The sequence below is a fragment of the Pseudodesulfovibrio halophilus DSM 5663 genome (genome assembly GCF_059568665.1).
Map to the genome: position 1 here is coordinate 131861 of NZ_JCANTV010000008.1, position 17647 is coordinate 149507.

Below are 17647 nucleotides of genomic sequence, written 5' to 3' on the forward strand. Positions count from 1 at the left end.
CCCAAAAAACGGGTCCCTTTTGGGTAATTTTCGCCATTTTTCGGCAGTACAAAAAAAGGCTGATTCGGGCGCAAACCCGCATCAGCCTTTGATTTTCCTGGAGCCAGAGATCAGAGTTGAACTGACGACCTACTGATTACGAATCAGTTGCTCTACCAACTGAGCTACTCTGGCGAAGGAGGAAGAAAATAAGCGATACTGGCCGGGAGAGTCAAGTCAAAAACGGGGAGAGAATGGCGTGGAGGGCGGCTTCGGTGTGGTCTTGTATTTTTTGTATAAGAAAAGTAGTGTCATTATTATTTTCATAAGTTGGTGAAATGAGGGGTGTCATGGTCCGGTTGCTGTTGTCCCTACTCGTTCTCGCGCTGGCTGCGTGCTCGCCCTCGCAAGGGGAAGGGGGGACGCGTGCAAGGGTTCCCGGTGTGTCGGAAGATGAGATATTGCTAGGATCATCTCTGGCGCTGACAGGCCATGCGGGATATCTGGGAACCCAGACCCTGCGCGGAGCCATGAGCTACATTCGTCACGTCAACGAAAACGGCGGCGTCCATGGAAGGAAAATAAGGATTCTTGCCCTCGACGACGCCTACGACCCGCCCAAGTGTCTCGCCAATACGCAAAAATTGCTTATAGAAGACAAGGTCTTCGCACTCTTCAGCTATGTGGGAACGCCCACGACCGTGCGGGTGCTGCCCATGGTCGAAGAGGCCAAGGTGCCGCTGCTGGGCGTCTTTACAGGCGCCAACGCCCTGCGGACGCCGTTCAACCGATACGTCATCAATATCCGCGCCTCCTATTATCAGGAAACCGAGGCCGCGGTCCGGCATATGGTTCAGGATCTGGGGATGCGCAAGATCGCCGTGTTCTACCAGTTCGACGCCTATGGCTTTGACGGACTCGTGGGCACGGAGCTGGCCCTGAAACGCTTCGGGCTCGAACCGGTTGCGCGGGGGTCGTACATCCGGGGCACCCTCGACGTTCAGGAGGGGCTCAAGCGGATACGCAGCTCGGGGGCGCAGGCCGTGGTCATGATAGGCACCTACGGCGCGTGTGCCGAGTTCATCATGAAGGCGGCTCGGAAGAACTACCATCCGCTCTACTATACGGTTTCCTTTGTGGGGGCGGAAGAGCTCGCCCGCCGCTTGAAGAGCGACCCCAAGGCGCCTGTAGTCATGTCTCAGGTGGTTCCGACGCCCTTCGGCGACAGTCGCCACAGACCGGCCGAGGCCGCGCTGGACTACATTGCGCTCCTGAACCGCTATTATCCGGGAGAGCCGCCGAGTTTCGTGGGGCTGGAGGGGTACCTGAACGCCCGCGTGCTCGTCGAGGGGCTGCGTCGCGCCGGCAGGGACCTGACCCGCGAAGGTTTCATCGACGCAATCGAATCCATACACGACCTGCGCATCGGTGAATCCACGCGCATTTCCTTCGGCCCGAAAGATCACCAGGGGATGGACCGCGTGTTCTTCACCCGCCTGCAGGGGGGGAGGTTCGTCCCGTTTCAGGAATGGGACAAGTTGCGGCCCTGCCATACCTTCGGAGTGCCGCGATGATGGACTTCTTCAGAAGGGCGAGGCAGCGGTTCGAGGTCATGAGCCTCAAGAACAAGCTGGTGCTGTCCATGCTGGCCGGCGTGATGTTCATCAGCGTGGCCATCGCGTTCATCGCCCGCTGGATTCTCGTCTCGTCGCTCACCAGCGAGCTTGAAATGCGCGGCAGCGCCATTGCACATTCCATAGCGGAGCGCGGCGGCGGGTTCATACTGGACCACGACCACCCAATGCTGCTGGCGCTGATCTTCGACGAAGTGCGGCTGCACGAACGCAGGCGGCTGGTATCCTATATTTTCATCGAGGACCAGAACAACGAGATCGTCGCCCATACGCTCACGCGGCCGGTCCCTGAGGGGTTCAAGGAGAACTCGGTCCCGGACGGAGCCATCAGGAGCGTCAAGCTCATCAACTTCGGCGATACCCCGATCATCGACATCGCGGTGCCCATCAACGAGGGACTGTACCGCATCGGCACGGTGCACGTGGGGCTCAGCAAGAGCCACATAGACAGCCTCGTGTCCAAGCTGCGCGTGGCCTTTCTCGGGTTCATCTCCGGCATCGTGCTCATCGCGGTCTACCTTTCCAATCGCCTGTCGCATTACATTACCAGACCCATCAGCAATCTGACGCGGATCGCCGACGACGTGAGCCGGGGCAACTTCGACGTGCCGCTGCTGCAGAGCGCCGGGAAGGACTGGAATCCCAACGACTGTCCGGCCTATCGGGACTCGAATCTGCCGTGCTGGCATTTTGATCTCTCGGCCCGCGAGCAGGCCGATCTGGAAAAGACGGAGGTCTATAAAAACTGCGGCAGCTGTCTTTTCTACGGCACTCGAGAGGGGGACGAGGTCCTGCAGCTGGGCAACTCGTTCCGCAACATGGTCTGGAGCATCAAGCTCTACCGCCGCAGGCTCCGGGAGTCCGAGGAGAAATACCGCTCCCTGTTCGACTCGGGGCCGGACCCGGTGTTCGTGCTCGACTGCGACACGGGCCGGATTCTGGACGCGAACCCGAGAGTGGAGGAGCTGTACGGGTACTCGCGGCAGGAGGTTGTGGGGATGGAGTTCAAGACCCTCTGGCCGGAATACGTCCCCGGAAGCCTCGAATCCACCAATCCGGGAAGCGAGTGCCTGTATCGTCCCAAGGTGCTTCATTACAAGGGCGGCGGGGAGCCGTTCTACGTCAACGTGCACGCGTGCTCCATCTCGTACAAGGGGCGCAGGGCGGTGGTGGTCTCCGCCACGGACATAACCGAAATGATCGAGAAGGACGCCCAGCTCATTCAGGCGGGCAAGATGAAATCCCTCGGCGAGATGTCCGCGGGCATAGCCCATGAGCTGAACCAGCCGCTCAATGCCATCAAGATGGGGAGCGAATACCTGATCATGATGGACGAAAGCGACGTGACGGTGGGGCCGGACCAGTATCGCGACGTGGTCCGCGAGATGAGCACACAGGTGGACCGCGCTTCCGAGATAATCAATACGCTGCGCTCCTTCGGGAGAAAGTCGGACCTGGTGCGCGAGCGGGTCTCCATGAACGCGGTGGTTTCGGATGTGCTCTCCATTCTCAAGAGGCAGTTCGAGCTGGACAATATCCTTTTCGACCTCTCCATGGCCGACGACGGCCTCGAGGTGCTCGGTCACAGCAACAGGCTGCAGCAGGTGCTGTTCAACCTGGTCACCAACGCCCGCGACGCCATCAACGAGCGGTCGGGCGATGCGCCGCGGCGGATCGGCATAGAGACCTGTCAGGAGGACGGCAGGGTGCTGATATCCGTGACCGATACCGGAGGCGGTATACCGGAAGACGTACTCGACAAGGTCTTTGAACCGTTCTTCACCACCAAGGAAACCGGCCAGGGGATGGGGCTGGGGCTTGCCATTTCCTACGGCATAGTAAAAGATTACGGTGGAACCATGGACATCGAGAGCGAAGCCGGAGTGGGCACGAGGTTCACCCTCGACTTTCCGGCCGCGCCAGAGAGGGGACGAAAGCAATGAGCCGCAGAATATTGGTAATAGATGACGAAAAGCCAACGCTGAACATGTTCAAGCTGCTGCTTGGCGCCATGGGCTACGAGACACTTGCCGCTTCGGACGGGCAGCAGGGCGTCGAGATGTTCGACCGCGAACGGCCGGACATCGTGCTGACGGACATCAAGATGCCCGTCATGGACGGCATAGAGGTGCTGCGCCGAGTCAAGGAGCTGTCGCCGCTGGCAGAGGTGGTTGTCATCACCGGGCATGGCGATATGGATCTGGCCATCGAGGCGCTGAACCTGGACGCCACGGATTTCATCAACAAGCCGGTCCAGCGAGAGGCGCTGGAGCAGGCCCTGAAACGCGCCGAGGAGCGGATCCTTCTCTCCCGCAACGAGGAGAGCCTGGTCTCTGTGGAGCCAGAGGACCACCAGACGCACATCCGGGTGCGCGGCAACGTCACCGCACTGAGCGGCCCCGTGCTCAACCGTGCCTTCGACGAGGCCTGCTCCGCGGACGGCGACATCCTTCTGAGCTTCGAGGAGAACACCTCCATCAACGGCGCCGGCCTCTCGTCGCTGGCCGGGCGCATGTCGAAATGCGTGGAGGACGGCAGACACATCTACATTGCCGGCCTCTCGGAGAATTTCCGCGCCGTATTCGAAATGATGGGAATCTTCCGTCTGGCCCAGCTGCGTCAGTGAGTGCTGTCGCTGGCGCTTTCCGCGCCGAGGGAGCATGAGATGGCGGAGCACTGGCGGTTGGCCCATGAGGAGGCCCGCAGATAGCTTGCCGCGGCCTCTGGCAGGCACGCCCCGTATCCGCACAGAATCTCGTTGGCCTTCTTCCAATCCTCGCGCTGAACCGCTTCCAGCATTCGCAGCCAGTTGCGCAGGGGGGACTCGCGTCCGCACAGGGCGAGCTTGATCTCGTCATCAAGCGGAAGCCTTTCCAGCAGCTGCGGCATGGGGTGCGAGAGCAGGGCGTCCAATCGGGAGAACAGCCCCAGCAGGAACATGGTCCCGGGCGTGTGGGGAACGGACTCCAGCGCTGCCATGTCTTCGAGGAAACGGGCGTGCTGGAGTGCCATGAAGGCCAGCTCGCCTCCCTTGTCGGTCTCGTCCAGTCCGGACATCAGCACGACCATGGCCCACTTCTTGGTTTCTTCGAGCCCCAGAAGCGCGACCGCCTGCTGGATGGATTTGATCTTGTTGGGCAGGCTGAACGCTGCGGAGTTGATGTACGAGAGCAGGCGATAGCTCAGCCCCGCGTCCGTGGCGATGGCCTCGGAGAGGCGCTTCAGGTCGCATTCCGGCATGTTGAGCTCCCGCAGAATCTGAAGTTTGGCCACGGCACCCGTGCTGACCGGCTCGCCGGGCCTGAAGAACGGGCGGGTGAAGAACGGGCCGTGGAACCATTGAAAGCCGAGCGCCCGGGTTCCTTCATACGCCTCCCATGAATCAATATCCGCGGCCATTTTCATCCCCGGCATTCCCTTGAGGTCCTTCTGCACCGCCATGACCTCTCTTGGACTGCGGTTGCGGATGGAGAGCCGGATAATGTCCGCTTCCCGAAGCAGGTCATGCCGGTCACGGCTGTGGGGTCTGTAATGGACCATGAGCTTTGCGCCGCTCTCCCGCAGTCTTTTCGCAGTCGCCACTTCCTCGGTGGAGGAGTCCGGGCTGATAGCGATGATGTGACGCTCCGTCGCGTCGGGCAGCACCATTGCCCCCAGTCGGCCGTCCATGCCGAGCAGAATCTTCTTGTCCTGCGACAGTTCCGCCTCGAACGTGCGAAGCAATTCAGAAAACTGGTCTGCGGTCTCTACGGGCGAAGAGTCATCCTCATGCAGGCTTAGTTCATAGCCTTGAATGGCGCTTTCCCGGTCGAACACGGGGACTCGGTTCATGAGGATGCTGAAATCGTTCTGTGTGGAAGGATCGGTCTCGTGCACGGCAGGACTCTCCTGTATGGAAATGTAATGACAAAGGAATACGTCCCACTGTTCATGTAGCATGTTCGCACATTGTCCGTCCATGTATTGATATCGGAAAATGAACTGCATCCAGGTAGCCTTTTACCTTGGAGATTGCTATGAACGGGGCTGTGTAATCGAACAGGAGTGCGATGTCATGAATACAGCTATGCGATGGCTTCTGCCGGCGGTTTCGGTAGCGTCGCTCACCGGCTTGGCGTGGGTGCTGCTGCCCGGCCAGCCTCTGGCCTTCGCCCTGCTTCTTCTTCTGGCTCTCGCAGGCGGTCTCATGCTGTTCGCCGATTTCCCCAAAAGGGGCGGCGAAAAGACCGGGGCAGAAGCTCCGACCGCGCACGGCTCTCATTCCGTGGGAGAAAACATTCCGGCTGTCATCCTGCGTACGACGCATGACGACCGGCGGCCCGTGGACTTCGTCAGTGACCACATCGCCAAACTCTCCGGCCATGCCCCGGAAACGTTCACCGAGCAGGGCAGGGACTTCGTTTCCGTCATGCTGCCCGATGATCGGCAGCGTGTTCTCTCAAAGATTCGCGACGCCGTGGAGACCTTCGAGGAGTATGTCGTCGAGTACCGGATCATGCACGCTGACGGAGTCGTCCGCTGGGTGCAGGAGCGGGGCAGACCGTTCGAGATGAAATCCGGCACCCGACTCGACGCCGTGCTGCTCGATATCATGGACCGCAAAAAGGCCGAGAAGGACCACAATCAGCGAAAGTGGCTGGAAAAAGGCCTTGAAGAGCTGGACCGCAGCCTTCGGTCCGGGCACTCCGTCGAGTCCGTGATGGATTCGGCCATGGAGGATATGCGCCGCTATTTCGGTGTCGACCGCGCATGGCTTCTGACGCAGGCCATGGACAGCCTCGTGGAGTGGGAGGTCGTCGCCGAGCGGACGAGCATGGAATACCCGGGCCTCAAAGCGCTCGGCAAGAAGCTCGTTATGGACAACACCATGAGCTCGATGCTGAAGAAGCTCATGCAGATGGAAGGCCCGCTCTCGGCAGACCCCACCACGGAACAGCAGGTTCCCAAACTGCTCAGGCGGGATTTTTCCGTGCGCAGCATGATGGTCATCTGCTTCAGCTCCACCGACGGCCGCATGTGGGCTCTTGGGCTGCACCAATGCAGTCATGACAAGATATGGAAGCCCGCCGAGGTCGATCTCTTCAAGGAGATGGCCCGGCGAATGGGCGACACCGTCAACCGCCTCCAGACAAGGCAGGACCTGAGCGAGAGCGAGGAGCGCTTCCGTGTCTATACCGATCAGGCCCCCCTGGGCATCGCCGTGCTCAAGGAGGATCGTTTTCAGTACGTGAATCCGGCCTTTGCCGAGATATTCGGCTACGAGCCCGATGAAATGCTGGCCTTCGACCGCCAGAGCATTCTCGGTCTGGTCCATGAAAACGACAGAAAACTCGTTTCTGAACAGATGGCCGTGAAACAGGGTGCCCCGGGCAACGCTGTGGAGAACTACACGTTCCGCAACCTCAGGAAGGACGGCTCCGAAGGCTGGGTTGAAATCCATTCGCTCACGGTCATGCAGGACGGCCAGCCAGCGGATCTCGTCATGCTCATGGACATCACCCGTCGGCGCGAACTGGAACAGAAGGCTGCCCAGACCAGCACTGAACTGGAAGCGCTCGTGCAGGCGAGAACCGCTTCCCTCGTCGACAAGAGCCGGGAACTGGAGAAGGCGAACGCCAGACTCCTGCAACTCGACAAAATGAAATCGAGCATGCTCACCACCGTTTCCCACGACCTTCGGACCCCGCTGACATCGGTCATCGGTTTCACCAAGCTGCTGCGCAGGGACATAATGAGCATGCGCAAGGACGAGACAGTCTGTGACGAACACGGAGCCCTGACAGAACGAGTCCTCAAGAATCTCGATATCATAGAAGACGAAGGCAACCATCTCACCCGACTCGTCAGCGATTTCCTAGACCTTTCCAAGCTCGAAACGGGCGGCCTCGAATGGAATGATTCGCCCATGGACCCCGCCGAGATACTCATGGTCGCCGCGCGCAGAGGAGAAAGGCTCTTTGCCGAAGACGGCCAGGTCGAGTTTCAGTGGGATATCCCGGAGACCCTGCCCACTTTGAACGCAGACCCCAAGCGCCTCGAACAGGTGCTCAACAACCTCCTCGGCAACGCCGCCAAGTTCACGGAAAAAGGGCAGATCCAACTCAAAGCCGCCACAGAAGACGATCAGCTCGTTGTTCAGGTGCGCGACACGGGCAGAGGAATCCCGGAAGACGAAAAAGAACGAATCTTTGAACGCTTCCATCGCGTGGAACAGGGCGACACCCTGCGCCGCACCCGCAGAGGAAGCGGCCTCGGCCTCGCCATCTGTCGCGAAATAATCGACCATTACAACGGCACCATGGAAGTGAATTCCACCCTCGGCAAAGGAAGCACCTTCACGGTCCGACTGCCCATCTCCTGAATCCGATATGCCCTCGGCGGCCCTTCGAGGACCCTCCGGGGCTTAAGAACCCTTTTGCAAAAGGGTTCTTAAGAATCTCCCAAAAACCTTTGGCTTGCCAAGCCGCATGAGGCTTTCCGAAAGCCTGAGCTCATTGGCGGCTTGGCGGGGGCGAGTGGCGGTTGCCGGTCATAAGTGAGGGGAGTCTCTAGGGAACCAAGAACTGGTTATCCGAGGGGATCACACATGAATCTCCGTCAGCCAAACCCCACAGGACCCAAAATTCCCGTCAGCGGGGTTGCAGCACGGACGCGGGTTGTGCGACCGCATGAACCCTGCGCTGCAACCCCGCTGACAACCCAGGGATTGCAAAGGGGGGCCGCCCCTTTGCCGGGGTGCAGGGGCGGAGCCCCTGCCCGCCGGAGGCTGCTTTGCTTACTCTACGATAATTCCTGCGTATCCTACCACCTGTTCCCGGTCGCCGGTCACTTTTGCTGACGAGGTGTATCCGGTAAGCGTGGCAGAGGTTGCTCCGAGGTTTCTTGCTGCTGTCAGGCCGAGGGTCATGGGCATGACGCCGCACATGGAGATCCGGTTGGTTCGTACTGTCTGCCAGAGGGCTTCGGGGTCTATTTCCAAAGCGGCATCAAGGGCGAGCTTGTCCTGTCTGGCGGCCTGTTCTTCGGAAATGAAATGGCTCATGTCGGAGCTGACGACGATGGACACGTCTTCGGAGTGGCTTCTCAGCACCGCGGCTACCTGTCTTCCTGCTTCGGCGAGCGCTTCGGGGTCCTGTTCGGCCACGGCTACGGGGACGATGCGCACTTCGGGGTTGAGTCGGTGCAGAAAGGGCAGCACGACTTCAAGGGAGTGTTCGTTCAGGTGAGCGCGGGTGTCGGGCTGGAACTCGTCCACGTTGGCGAGCAGGTTCTGTGCGAGTTCCGTCTCGATTGGCGTGGAGCCGCCGGGGAATTCCCAGTGGCCGTTGTCCCAGAGGCTCATTGGCGTGCCCATGCCGGTGTGGTTGGGGCCGAGCATGAGGATGGTGTCGGCGAGTCTGGCGCGTGCGAGGGTTCTTCCGCAGAGCGGGCCGGAGAACATGTAGCCCGCGTGCGGGACCATGGCGAGGCGTGTCTGGGCCTGACGGGGGTCGCCGCCGTCATCGAGATAGGTGTCCAGTTCCGCCTGAAGGGCGGCGGGTTCGCCGGGATAAAAGCGTCCGGCGACGCAGGGTTGCCTGTTCATTCGCACCTCCCGTTTACTGGGGCGCGTACTCCTGCGCCCGTTGTTCCAGTTCCCAGGTTTCCAGCTCGGACCGGGCGAGGTCCGCCTGCAGGGTTCCGGGTTTTCTTTCCACTATATCCTGCAATAAAGATTTCCACTCGTCCATGGCTCCGGCCTTTCGGTAGATGCGGGCCAGCTTCAGACGCGTGGGCGCCCATTCGGGATGGTCGGGGGTGATGTATTTGTCGTACTCGCGCACCCAGCGCAGGGCCTCTTCGTAGCGGCCGGAGCGTTCGGTGGCGTTAATGGACATCAACACGGCATCCTTGATCTTTTCGGGGTCGCCGTCGGTCTGCAACAACAGGGAGAGCGCCTCCTGCGAGTAAAGGAAGACGCGGCGAAGGTCTTGTTTTCGCAGGGCGTTCTTGGCGAGGTAATACATGGCGTAGCCGCGGAAGGACGGGTCCACCTCGGGATTCTTGGCGAGTTCGGCCCAGAGCGGTACGGCGCGAATATCCTCGCCCATGTTCTGCAGGGCCATGGCCCGGGCGTAGTTCAGCTGCCGCAGTTGTTTTTCGTCGATGTCCCAGTTTTCCTCTGCGTGTTGCACCAGACGGTTGATGCCGTTCCAGTTGTATTCGCCGAGGTAGACGTTCACGGCCAGATCGAGCGCTTTTTCCGAGACGCCGGGAATCTGCTCGTCAAGGTACGGCTCAAGCAGGGCAAGGGCTTTGGCGGGCTGGTCCAGTTTCCAGTAGGAGGTGGCGACCATGAGTTTGGTGTCGTCGTCGACCTTGGTATCCTCTTCGCCGATGAAATCGTAGTCTTCCCAGTAGCGTACGATGCGCTTGTAGTGCTCCTGCTCCATGAGGCCGGGGACGGCCTTGACGAAGACGCTGTCGCCGAGCTTTCTGGCCCTGGGGGCGAGTTCGCTCTCCGGGAACAGGTCGAGGAAGTCCTGCGCGGCGGCCAGGGCGTCCGCGTTCTTGTTGTGGAAGGCGTACCACATGGCGAGCTTGAGCTGCGCCACCGGAGCCAGCGGGCTTTCCGGATGCTTCTCGACAATTTCCTTGTATATGTTCACGGGCTGCAGGTTGTAGGGGCGGTCGAAGACGCTGCCCATCTGCACGAGCGTGGGGTCGTCGTAGATGCCTTCCTCGGCCAGCCGCATCTTTGCGATGAGTCCGCCCTCCTTGTCCGGGAACTCCTTGGCGGCCTTCTGGTAGATCTCCTTGGCAGGGTCCTGAAGGTCCATCTGGAGATACAGGTCCCCGATCTTGGCCATGGCGATGTCGGCCCGATCCGCGGCGGGGTTGAGGTTGTAATAGGTGAAATAGTGGTCCTTGGCCTGACGGAGCTTGCCCACCCGCTCCTCGATGCTGCCTGCGAGCATCAGGAATTCCGGGCGCTGCATGTAGAAGTCGGGCCAGCGCTTGTCGATGTAGTCAACCACCTGAAAGGCCTGCTTGTCGTAACCAGTGCGCTCGAGGGCCTGCGCCAGCAGGTAGGCGGCCGATTTTACAAGCTCGTGTTCCGGGTACTTCTGGATCATGTACTGGAGCTGCTCGGCGGCCTCCTGATAGTCGCCGCGCTTGAAATAGTAGTCGCCCCAGTAATAGCTGATGGCCGGGATGTTCGGGTCGTCCGGATACTTGTTGCGCAGGATGTTGAAGTACGCCTTGGCCTCGGGCACGTTGCCCGCCCTGAGGTTCACCAGCCCCAGATTCAGAAGCGCACGCGGCACCCGCTCGGACTCGAGGTTGGCGTTGAGTGCCTTCTGGTAGGCGTCGTTGACCTCGGCGTAGAAGCCTTCCGGGTCGTTCTTGTAGAGCTGCATCTTGATGTCGGCCACGGCATAGAGGATCTCTTCGCGCATATCTTCGGGAAGATAGGGCTTCTGCAGCAGCTCTTCATAGATCGCCAGAGCCTCCTGCAACTCGCCGTTGAACATCATGGACTGGGCGTCGTACATCTTGTTCTTGACCAGCAGCTGCTTCTGGGCGGGAGTGAGGTCCTTTTCCGGCACGCCTTCCGGGAGGGTGACGGGTTCCTCTTCCTGCGTGGCGTTGGCCGTTGCGGTTGATTCGGCGGATGCTGTTTCACCGGTTTCCGGTGCAGCCTCGGGGGGCTTTTCCACAGCAGGATCAGGAGCTGGGGCGGGGTCCGCCGTCTCCTGCACGATTGGCGCATCGGTCTTCACCTCTTCCGAGGTGGGAGGCTCGACGGGAGCCTTCTGCGTCGGGGGCGGGACCACTGCGCCGGATACTGCTCCGGGCGCGGTGGAGGCGTCAGCCGCGGCCATGTCTTCCGCCACGGGCTCGGGGAGCGGGCGCTCCGCTGGTTCGACGGGCGCCGGATCCTCTCCCTGCGGCGGTGGCGGAGCGACCTGACCGCCCGCCTCCTGTTCCGGGGCCGGGGCTACCGGTTGCGATGCGCCTTCTCCGTCCAGTTCGGAAAGTTTGACGTCCTCCGCGTCTCGGTTCTGCGCCTGAAAACGCACCTCCCCTTTCGCGGTGGGGGCGGTGTCGGCGACATCCGACGGCACGGGCTGCGGGGGGGCCGGCTCCTCGCCGGGTGCCGGGGGGGCGACTACCTGACTGCGCACGGAGTACGGTACGGAGTAAAACGGCTTGTCCGGAGCGGGCATGGCCTGACTGACCGGGGCGGGCGTCTCCGGAGCGGGCTCTGCCGGTACCTGTTCCGTCTGCGGGACCGGGGCGGGCCTCTCTTCCGCCTGCTGGGCGGGCTGCGCTTCGGGAGACCTCGGCGCAGGCTGAACCTCGTCCAGCCTTGCGGCGATGTCGCTGGCGGACTGTGCGGGCTCCGCAGCTTCCTGCGTTGGCGCAGGAGCGGGATCAGGGTCGGGGGCAGGTTCCGGCTCCGGTTCAGGCTCGGGGGCGGGCTCCGGCCGAGGTTGCGGCTCGGGTCGGGGAGCGGGTTCCGGATCAGGCGCGATCCTGCGCTCCGACTCGGGTTTCCATTTGGCGCCGATGGGATCCCGGAACACTTGCAGGACGAACTCCGGGCGTCCCGGGACATTGAGTCGCAGGTAGCCGAAGGCGTCGGTGCCGGTGCGAATAAGGAGGGAATTGCCGGAAATATTTACCGAGTCCACGAGCTTGGCGCCCTGAAAAGCGGATGTGGAGGGCTGGCGTTCATCGTCCCAGAAACCGGGAGGGAACTGCACGGTGATCTGTTGCCGTCCTGTGCGCTTTACCGAAAATTCCGGGCGGGAACCGTCGAACGTGAAGGTGAAACGGTCTGAATCGCCGCGCTGGGCATAGGCAATGCTCAAGGCCTTGGCCGGTGTTGCCAGAAGCAACCCGGACATCAGGGCGGCCAGCAGCCAGACGATTCGGTGCAGACGTATCTCGGTCACGAGGGTTGCCTTTGCAATTTCCGTGCTGCAACCCCGGACGCACCGGGGCCGCTATTGCTTGTTGTCCAGCAATTTGCGCTTTTTGAGCTTCTCTATGAGCGTTGTCCGCTTGATTCCCAACAGTTCGGCGGCCCGGTTCTTGACCCCTTCCGCCTCGTCCAGAGCTTCGAGAAGAAGCCTGTCCTCGACGGATTCCAGAAAGGCTTTGAGGTCGCCGGCCTTGTCGTTCATGTCGCTCAGGGTGGGCCATGCGAATCCGGCGGGCCGGACCATGACCTCCTCTTCCTTTCTGCGGGGTTTTTCGCCGATGTCCTGCCACATCTTGTCCGGCAGGTCCTCGGGCAGAACTTCCTCCCCGTCGCAGAGGATGGAGAGGCGTTCCATGAAATTTTCCAGCTCGCGCACGTTGCCCGGCCAGGAGTAGGTCAGAAACATCTCTCGAGCGTCCCGGGTCAGTTTCAGGCGTTTGCGGCCCTTGTCGCGGCAGAAGCCTCCCAGGAAATGACGGGCGAGTTCGAGGATGTCCGCCCCGCGTTCGCGAAGCGGCGGAAGGTGCATGGGGATGACATTGAGCCGGTAGAAGAGGTCCTCCCGGAACCGACCGGCGGCGACCTCCACCTCCAGATCGCGGTTGGTGGCGGCGACCACGCGCACATCGACGCTCTTGACCTGCGTGCCGCCCACGCGCTCGATTTCCTTTTCCTGAAGGGCGCGCAGGATCTTCACCTGAAGACTCAGGTCCATCTCCCCGATTTCGTCGAGGAAAATGGTGCCGCCGTCCGCCAGCTCGAAACGACCGGGGCGGGAGCGCACCGCATGGGTGAAAGCGCCCTTTTCATGGCCGAACAGTTCGGATTCGAGCAGCTCTTTGGGGATGGCGCCGCAGTTGATGGGAACGAAAGGCCTGTCGCGACGATCGCTGTTGCGATGCAGCGCCCTGACCAGCAGCTCCTTGCCTGTGCCGGACTCCCCGCTCACGAGCACCGTGCTCTCGGTGGGGGCGACCTTCTCCAGAACCTTGAAGACTTCGGTCAGGGCCGGGCTGCCCCCGATGATACCGTCAAGTTTCAGCGCCATTGATCCTCCGCTTCAGAACTCGCGAACCGCGCGCAACACGTCGCGATTCACCCTACGCTCTACACTCTCTGTCAATCTAATGACACCATGTCAAGCGGTATCCGATTTTTTTAAAAAATTTCTAAACATGCACTGCGGTTTTTCCACACCGCAAAACGAAACCCCGCCTTCCCGGTCGGGAGCGGGGCGAAGAGAGAAAAAACGGAAGGTGACAAAGGGAGCGTCAGTTGATGACGTCCTGCCAGCGAGGAAACTCGACTTTGTTCACGGCGTCGTTGATGCGCTTGCGAACGTCCTTCGGTACGGAAAGCGAGCAGATGATGTGCCGGGTCTGTCCTTCGGGCATGCCCTCCGGGATGAACCATTCGAGGCTGCCGGGCTCTGTGCCGCTGGTCGCCATGAGGCCCCGGATGCCCTCGGGTGAGAAGAACGCATAGTCCACGCGGTCTATCTCGATCATGCGCAGGAACTGCTGCAGGTCGGCGGTGACTTCGCGCACGCGGCGCACGCGCATGTTTATCTCGTGGTCGAGCATGCTGCCGAGCGAGTAGCCGTACATCTTGCCCATGACCAGATCGGGGTCGTCGAGGATGTCGGTGAGGGTGCGCTTCTTGTCGAACCGCTCGTCGGAGCTGCGATGAATCACCGCAAGAGGGGAGTTCTGGTAGGTGACGTCGGAAAACCATGCGTACGACTCCCGACCCGGGGTGCGGAAGGCGCCGATCGCGCAAAGTTTCTCTCCCGCCATCATGAGCGTGAGGATTCGCTTTGCCGGCAGCACCTTGTAGTTGGCGTCTATGCCGGCCTCGTCCATCACTTCCCGGGTGGCGTCGGCGAGGATACCCTCGAAGCGTCCGTCCTCGGTGTACATGTAGGGCGGATACTCCAGATAGGCCACGTCGAGCTCCTGCGCCGCGGAGGAGCAGACCATGAGCAGAAGGAGGGCCATCGCAGCCGGGAAATGAATTGTTCGCACCCCTCTTTTCTACAAGAATCAGCGGGGTACGGCAAGACCCGGCAGCCCTGTTGCGGGCTGCCGGGACACATTTCTAAGACCTTTTGGCAATCTCTTTGGCCGGGACCAGCGCGGTCGCGGCGGCGGACACGATGTTTCCGGCGACGCCCGGACCGTCACCGGCCACGAACAGCCCCTGAATCGAAGTCTCCAGCGAGTTGGTGGTGTCCACCTGCGTGGCGAAGAACTTGATCTCGGGAGCATACAGCAGGGTCTCGTCGTTGGAGACCCCCGGGACCACTTCGTTGAGCTGCTCCAGCCCGTCCACGAGGTTGGTGACGATGCGCTCCGGCAGGGCCATGGCGATGTCGCCGCAGACCACATCCTTGAGCGTGGGCTCGATGGAGCTGTTGCGCACGCGGTTCCACGTGGAGCGTCTGCCGCGCTTGAGGTCGCCGAATCGCTGCAGAATCGGCTTGCCGCCGCCGATAATGGTGGCGAGCCTGCCGATGGACTCTCCGTAGGCGGTGTTGTTCTCCACCGGATCGGTGAGCACCACCTTGGACAGGAAGGCGAAGTTGGCGTTGTCGGACTTCTTGTCCATGTAGGCGTGCCCGTTGACGCAGACGAAGTCCTGGTAGTTCTCCAGCGCCACGAAGCCGCCGTAGTTGGTGCAGAAGGTCCGGGTCTGGTCGTCGTACTTGGTGGTGCGCACGAAGAAGGTCGGGTCGTAGATCACGTCACAGAGGTCCTGCATGATCTCGTTGGCGACTTCCACGCGAACGCCCACCTCTATGCCGCGCTGGGAGACGTTGATGCCGTGCCCCTTGGCGACGGAGGCGACCCACTCCGCACCCACGCGACCGGGAGCGAGGATGACGTTGTCGGCCTGATACTCGGCGCGGCTGGTGACAACGCCGGTGACCTTGCCGTTGTCAACGGTGACGTCCTTCACTTCCTCGGAAGTCTGAAACACTACGCCCTTTTCCTTGATATGCTCTGCCATGCCCGCGATGTGTCCGGGCAGGTTGTCGGAACCGAGGTGCTTCTGCTTGATGAGCAGCAGGTCGATGCCGTTGCGTTTGGCTTCCTTGCGAACGGACTTGGCGCTGTCCATGTTGGTCGGGTAGACCTTGCCGTCCATGCCGAAGCGGTTGAATATCGCTTCGGTTTCATCGATGAGCTTGTTGGCCTCGGACATGGGCATGAACTGGCTCAGGTCGGTCTTGCCGAGCTTCGGGATGAAGTTGAGCTTGCCGTCGGAAAACAGCCCGGCTCCGCCCACGCCGCACAGGATGTTGCACGGGCGGCACTTGACGCACCACTCGTCCCCGGCGATGGGGCATTTGCGTTTGAGCGAGGACTTGCCGCGCTCGATGACGAGTACGTCGAGATCGGTGTGCTCGCCAAGGTAATAGGCTGCGAAAAGTCCCGCAGGACCGCCGCCCACGATGATGACATCAAATTTCGTTTTTGCTGGCTTTGAAGGTGCCATTGCTTCTCCTCCGTATATTGGACGCAAGTATGGCCCGACCTGCGCAGGGGACCACGCGCAGACGGGCCATGATCCACCGTATAACCGGTTTCAACAACGCGTCAAGCGGAAAAGTACGGAGCGGAAATGGCCGCCAACACGAACAAAAAACGGGAACCGCAGGTCACGGTTCCCGTTTCATCGTCCCTGTGGACGGGAAATGCTACATGCCGCGCATGCAGGACATCAGTTCCTCGCTGACTTCAACGAAGACGACGCCGCCGCGCTCTTCAACGCGCACGTTGCGCTCGGGGATCAGCGCCATGTCTTCGGCCACGTCCAGCCACTTGCCCAGCAGCCATTCGGGGGTGACGCCTTCCTTTTCCAGCTCTTCCTTGGGGTAGTTCTCAGCAATGACCCATTCGCTCATCGTGTCGCTCCTTTTATGTGTCCGGATACTCGCGCCGGTTCATTCCCAGCACGCAGAACACTTCATATGTAATGGTTCCCCACCAGTCCGCAAGGTCCTGTGGTGAAATACGTCCTTCACCGGGGCCGCCCAGCAGCCACGCGTCGTCTCCGGTCTTCACCTGCACTCCGGCGGCCTCGGCCGGGGAGAGGTCCACGGCGGTCATCTGCATGCAGACCCGGCCCACGATGGGACAGCGCACGCCGCCCACGTTCATCCAGCCGGTGTTGGAGAGCCCCCGGCTGTAGCAGTCGGCATACCCTGCGCCGACCACGGCCACGGTCATGTCCCTGTCCGCGGTGAAGGTATGGCCGTAGCTGATGCTGCGGCCCTTGTCCAGCGTGTGCACGTGCAGGACGGGCGCCGCCACCTGCATGGCCGGACGAAGATCGTCGCCGAGCGATTCCCACTCGGTCCCTGCATACGGGTTGCCGCCGTAGAGGGAGATGCCCGCCCGTTGGACATCCAGACGGCAGCCCTCGTGCCCCATGATGGCTGCGGAGTTGGCGAGGCTCGCCTGCACCGCAAAGCCGGAGGCGCGCAGGTCCTCGACGATCTCGCAGAAAACCTGAGCCTGCGCGGCAGTGATCTCGCGTGCCGCGGGGTCGTCGGCCACCGCAAGGTGCGAGCTGGCCATCACCGGGACGATGTTCGGCCGACCGCGCAGGAACGCCTTGAGCTTCGGCAGCTCTTCGCGTGTGAAGCCCAGCCGGGACATGCCGGTGTCGAACTTGAGGCTGATGCGCACGGGCCGCCCGTCCGCCTTGTAGGCCAGTCGGGCCAGCGTCTCGAAGTGCCCCACGAAGCCCACGATGTCGTGTTCGATCATGGCCTCGCAGTCGTCCATGTTCACCGGCCCGAGCAGCGAAATGATGCCGCCGGAGATGCCGGCGTGCCGCAGGTCAACGGCTTCGTGCACGTAGCCCACGGCAAAATCCGAGGCCCCCTCGGACTCGAGGGCGCGGGCCACCTGTACGAGGCCGTGCCCGTAAGCGTCGGACTTGATGACCGGGACCACGTTCCCGGCATCCTCCTTCATGAGCCTGTAATTGTGGCGGATGGCGTCGAGGTCGACGATGCAGCGAAGTTTGGAATAGGTGATGCTCATGGCTGAAT

General features: G+C 61.4%; 12 protein-coding genes and 1 tRNA gene. 4 read left to right on the plus strand and 9 right to left on the minus strand.

From position 1 onward, the window contains the following. Positions 1 to 98: 98 nt before the first annotated feature. Positions 99 to 174, minus strand: a tRNA-Thr gene (locus BR24_RS02710). Positions 175 to 329: 155 nt separating this feature from the next. On the opposite strand from BR24_RS02710, the gene BR24_RS02715 reads away from it, so the two are divergent. The 3 genes from BR24_RS02715 to BR24_RS02725 are packed head-to-tail and all read left to right on the plus strand — an operon-like array spanning position 330 to position 4239. Beyond that, on the plus strand, positions 330 to 1553 hold the full coding sequence (locus tag BR24_RS02715) for an ABC transporter substrate-binding protein (RefSeq protein ID WP_496539971.1): 1224 nt from the start codon (positions 330 to 332) through the stop codon (positions 1551 to 1553). After that, positions 1550 to 3556 (plus strand): ATP-binding protein, encoded by a 2007-nt coding sequence (locus tag BR24_RS02720; protein WP_496539972.1) that lies wholly within the window; start codon positions 1550 to 1552, stop codon positions 3554 to 3556. The genes BR24_RS02715 and BR24_RS02720 overlap by 4 nt, the downstream gene beginning before the upstream one ends. After that, positions 3553 to 4239, plus strand: a complete 687-nt coding sequence (locus BR24_RS02725; RefSeq protein WP_496539973.1) for an STAS domain-containing protein — start codon at positions 3553 to 3555, stop codon at positions 4237 to 4239. Before BR24_RS02720 ends, BR24_RS02725 begins: the two co-directional genes overlap by 4 nt. Here the strand turns inward: BR24_RS02725 and BR24_RS02730 are convergent. Further along, the gene (locus BR24_RS02730) at positions 4233 to 5552 is read right to left on the minus strand and encodes an EAL and HDOD domain-containing protein (RefSeq protein ID WP_496539974.1); all 1320 of its coding nucleotides are present in this window, start codon (positions 5550 to 5552) and stop codon (positions 4233 to 4235) included. The genes BR24_RS02725 and BR24_RS02730 overlap by 7 nt on opposite strands. Positions 5553 to 5667: 115 nt before the next feature. Between BR24_RS02730 and BR24_RS02735 the strand changes: the two genes are divergently transcribed. Beyond that, positions 5668 to 7974: a sensor histidine kinase gene (locus BR24_RS02735; protein ID WP_496539975.1), complete on the plus strand. Its 2307-nt coding sequence runs from the start codon at positions 5668 to 5670 to the stop codon at positions 7972 to 7974. A gap of 414 nt (positions 7975 to 8388) precedes the next feature. Here the strand turns inward: BR24_RS02735 and amrB are convergent, their stop codons facing one another. From amrB to alr, 7 genes are all read right to left on the minus strand, one after another. Then, a complete protein-coding gene (gene amrB, locus BR24_RS02740) occupies positions 8389 to 9198 on the minus strand; it encodes an AmmeMemoRadiSam system protein B (RefSeq protein WP_496539976.1) in 810 nt (269 codons plus the stop codon). A 13-nt stretch (positions 9199 to 9211) separates the two neighbouring features. Further along, complete coding sequence (locus tag BR24_RS02745; protein WP_496539977.1) at positions 9212 to 12556, minus strand: tetratricopeptide repeat protein; 3345 nt, start codon at positions 12554 to 12556, stop codon at positions 9212 to 9214. A 51-nt stretch (positions 12557 to 12607) separates the two neighbouring features. After that, on the minus strand, positions 12608 to 13633 hold the full coding sequence (locus BR24_RS02750; RefSeq protein WP_496539978.1) for a sigma-54 interaction domain-containing protein: 1026 nt from the start codon (positions 13631 to 13633) through the stop codon (positions 12608 to 12610). A gap of 223 nt (positions 13634 to 13856) precedes the next feature. Next, positions 13857 to 14582 carry a substrate-binding periplasmic protein gene (locus tag BR24_RS02755; protein WP_496539979.1) on the minus strand — a complete coding sequence of 242 codons (726 nt, stop codon included), beginning with the start codon at positions 14580 to 14582 and terminating at the stop codon, positions 13857 to 13859. A 100-nt stretch (positions 14583 to 14682) separates the two neighbouring features. Beyond that, positions 14683 to 16083, minus strand: a complete 1401-nt coding sequence (locus BR24_RS02760) for an NAD(P)/FAD-dependent oxidoreductase (RefSeq protein WP_496539980.1) — start codon at positions 16081 to 16083, stop codon at positions 14683 to 14685. 202 nt (positions 16084 to 16285) lie between these two features. Next, positions 16286 to 16492, minus strand: a complete 207-nt coding sequence (locus BR24_RS02765) for a hypothetical protein (protein WP_018124568.1) — start codon at positions 16490 to 16492, stop codon at positions 16286 to 16288. 13 nt (positions 16493 to 16505) lie between these two features. After that, on the minus strand, positions 16506 to 17639 hold the full coding sequence (alr, locus tag BR24_RS02770) for an alanine racemase (RefSeq protein WP_496539981.1): 1134 nt from the start codon (positions 17637 to 17639) through the stop codon (positions 16506 to 16508). Positions 17640 to 17647 lie beyond the last annotated feature (8 nt).

Excerpts from the sequence above, each read along its gene's own strand:
- BR24_RS02755 (WP_496539979.1), bottom strand. The coding sequence starts at position 14,582 with ATGGCCCTCCTTCTGCTCATGGTCTGCTCCTCCGCGGCGCAGGAGCTC.
- BR24_RS02725 (WP_496539973.1), top strand. The coding sequence starts at position 3,553 with ATGAGCCGCAGAATATTGGTAATAGATGACGAAAAGCCAACGCTGAAC.
- BR24_RS02760 (WP_496539980.1), bottom strand. The coding sequence starts at position 16,083 with ATGGCACCTTCAAAGCCAGCAAAAACGAAATTTGATGTCATCATCGTG.
- amrB (WP_496539976.1), bottom strand. The coding sequence starts at position 9,198 with ATGAACAGGCAACCCTGCGTCGCCGGACGCTTTTATCCCGGCGAACCC.
- alr (WP_496539981.1), bottom strand. The coding sequence starts at position 17,639 with ATGAGCATCACCTATTCCAAACTTCGCTGCATCGTCGACCTCGACGCC.
- BR24_RS02720 (WP_496539972.1), top strand. The coding sequence starts at position 1,550 with ATGATGGACTTCTTCAGAAGGGCGAGGCAGCGGTTCGAGGTCATGAGC.
- BR24_RS02750 (WP_496539978.1), bottom strand. The coding sequence starts at position 13,633 with ATGGCGCTGAAACTTGACGGTATCATCGGGGGCAGCCCGGCCCTGACC.
- BR24_RS02730 (WP_496539974.1), bottom strand. The coding sequence starts at position 5,552 with ATGCTACATGAACAGTGGGACGTATTCCTTTGTCATTACATTTCCATA.
- BR24_RS02765 (WP_018124568.1), bottom strand. The coding sequence starts at position 16,492 with ATGAGCGAATGGGTCATTGCTGAGAACTACCCCAAGGAAGAGCTGGAA.
- BR24_RS02715 (WP_496539971.1), top strand. The coding sequence starts at position 330 with ATGGTCCGGTTGCTGTTGTCCCTACTCGTTCTCGCGCTGGCTGCGTGC.
- BR24_RS02735 (WP_496539975.1), top strand. The coding sequence starts at position 5,668 with ATGAATACAGCTATGCGATGGCTTCTGCCGGCGGTTTCGGTAGCGTCG.